This is a genomic window from Vibrio sp. 10N.247.310.23 (assembly GCF_041467155.1).
Taxonomy (GTDB): domain Bacteria; phylum Pseudomonadota; class Gammaproteobacteria; order Enterobacterales; family Vibrionaceae; genus Vibrio; species Vibrio crassostreae_C.
Map to the genome: position 1 here is coordinate 1 of NZ_JBFSTZ010000072.1, position 2,740 is coordinate 2,740.

At 55.9% G+C, this 2,740-nt stretch carries 2 protein-coding genes; both read right to left on the reverse strand.

The features are described from left to right. A partial coding sequence (locus AB6D93_RS23750; RefSeq protein WP_372159233.1) for a conjugative transfer ATPase occupies positions 1-2,290 on the reverse strand: 2,290 nt, incomplete at its 3' end. Next, positions 2,290-2,706: a TIGR03751 family conjugal transfer lipoprotein gene (locus AB6D93_RS23755; protein ID WP_136975213.1), complete on the reverse strand. Its 417-nt coding sequence runs from the start codon at positions 2,704-2,706 to the stop codon at positions 2,290-2,292. The genes AB6D93_RS23750 and AB6D93_RS23755, both read right to left, overlap by 1 nt. Positions 2,707-2,740: the final 34 nt, after the last annotated feature.

Consider the following 2,740-nt stretch of genomic DNA (forward strand, 5'->3'; position numbering starts at 1 on the left):
TGACGGCGTAAGGCGCGAGTAGCTCATTGGTGACAATCAGGTGCGCTTCATCGGTCAGGGTGACAATGTCACGCCCAGAGTATTGGTCGCGCTCCGCAATGCCGTTAATGCGGTTAATCAAAGAGATGTACGCGGCGGCCATTTGCGCTTCATACCCGGTTTTTGCGTAGAGGCCTAGGTCAATGATGGTCACATCCGCTTCGGGCCAGTGCTCGGCTTCTTGGTTGAAGATTTGCCCTTCTAGACCATCGCAGAAAAAGGCCATCGCTTCGCTCATTAGGCGTGCGCGTGCTTGGCGGGGCTCAGGTCTATTAGGATCTTGACTAAAACGCTCTAGCGCGTCTTTGATGTGCTCTGGGCGCACTTGCTCGCCCGTGGGATGGCAATGCTCTGCGGCTTCTTTAATTGCATCACGCACCATCGACGAGTCGGCGCGGCGATAATCGTCCATCTCGCGCAGCTCACCCCCGGTGATCATCAGCCGTGCCATGATTTCCAGCTCGCCTAAGATGTCCCGCGCTTCATCGTCTGGCGAATCGCTGTCATTAAGATGTTCAATGTCCAACGCTTTCTCGTCACTGACGTGAGGCACGGCTTGGCCGACCAAGTGTTTGGCATCGGCAAACGGCGCCATAAGGCCTTTAGAATGAGCTCTCACCTGAACGCGGTTGACCGATAGCCCCAAACGTTCACAGTACTGTCCCAGCAACCCAAAACTGTTGCCGGCTTCGATGATGAACAGCCTTGGGCGATGAATCGCCAGCAGGCGTAAACACATGCCCACTAAGGTCGCGGATTTGCCTGAGCCAGAGGGCCCAAATAGATTGAGGTGCGCATTAGAGAGTTGGTCTCTCAGCGGATCGACGCCGAAGAGCTCTCCGCCTCGGTTGAAAAATTGGAAAGCTTCACTACCGGTGCCGGTTGCGCGGCCAAACAAAGGAGAGAGCGAGAGCATATCTTCCAGCCACACCCAGCCGCAGTACCACAGTTTGTCGTCGTGCTCAGGATGGTAGTTCATCGGCAGCCAGCGAAGGTAACTGTCCAGTGGGGACTCTTGGTCGCTGTTTTTGACAAAGCGCAGCGACAGATCGCGATTGTTGAATATTGCGCGCAGCGACTCTGTGCGGCCTTCTATTTCACTGACGCTCTCCCCTTGCACGTAGAACGCCAGTTGACCGCGCCACAGTGGATGCTTTTCAACTAGGGTGGTAAAGCTGTCGCAGGTATCTCGAATGACTTCTAATTCCGTTTCTTCCCCCACCGCCGCTTCTCGAACGGTGCGAAGGCGCGCTCTGGCCTGCGCCTTACTTTGCGCGACTAAGGTCATGGCCATCATGGTGCCGGTGGGCAACTCATCGAACAGGACGTGTTGTGGGCGCTTTTCGCCTTTGTCGATGGCTTCATCCCCGATGACCTCCCCAAATACGGCGCCCGCTAAAAAGGTCTCATTGTCCCAATTGTCGAGCTCCATCACGCGCGTGGCGATGGGTTTCTCCCCCTCAAACCACCATAAGCCGTTTTCAACGTCTGAGCGCACCCCGCTTCTTAGCAGTCGCTCGGAGAAATCTTGGTCAATAAAGCTGCGTGGCGGGCGATAACGCAGGGTTTCGCCCGCAATGCCAGAGGGATTAAAAAAGGGGCTGAGCCAAGCGTGGATACTCTCGCCTGAGCTGGCCTTGATGCCCACCCCTAAATCTTTGAATGTGCTCGGGGATAACAGGCGGCGCCTAAGACTCTTTAAGGTGCGAAGGTTGGTTTTTTGCAGCGCTTCACTGGCGTCTTCGGGGAGCCAGCGATAAATGGCGAGACGAACCTGGCGCTCGCGGGCGCGCCATGGGCGACCGTCCACCGCAAAGATACCTTGCTCTCGTCCTATTAGGTCGAAATGGCGGCGGTCTTCATCGAGCACGGCGCGGGTGAATGCATCATCGACGCGCGCACTGTTGAGTAACGTCTCGTGCGCATCGTCAAATCGGTCGACATCACGGGCAAACAACTGCACCACCCATGGATTGTCTTCGTCAATCAAGGCGGTGAGGGTGTGGGCGACACTCGATACGACTCGCTCAAGCTGCGCTTGTGTTTTGTCTTCCGTGACCAGCGGCGTAATGTCAAAAAACAGACCCATCGAACGACCGTCTTCCAGTTGCACCAGACCTTTATCGCTGATTTCAATCCAAGGCAGTTTGGCCGCAAACGACGGCGGTACGCTGTAATCGATGGCTGGGGCTTCCAACTCTTTGCCTTCGGTAAAGAAGTGGGTGACGGCATGACGCATTTTTTTCAACATTACCAACGCTCCTTGGGCAAATTAGCTGGGCTGTTCTGGGGCGCGGCGTAATGCACGCGCTCATACAAGGGAAAGACGGTGCTGTATCCAGGCACCGGCAAGGCGCCGGATTGATGCGGCAAGACATAGAGCACCACATCGGGATTGGGCAGTCTTGGGAAGACGTTGGTCGCTTCGCGCCAACTGTCTCGGGTGTAATCGCTTTGGCGCTGCGCCAATGTGGTCATATCAAGCGGCATGCGCAGCTCACCTTGCGTTTGGCTGAGCGCATCCGTACTGACTCCACCGCCCGACATTTGGTTGTGCCACACTTGCTCTGAGCTCGTTTGGGGTCTGGGTAAAGTGTCGTCTTGCGACGTTGAGCAGCCCAGTAATCCGAGCAGGCTCATCGCGCAGATAAGGTTACGGTAATTCATACGTCGCTCCTTGGGTTTGAGTGTCGTAACGCAC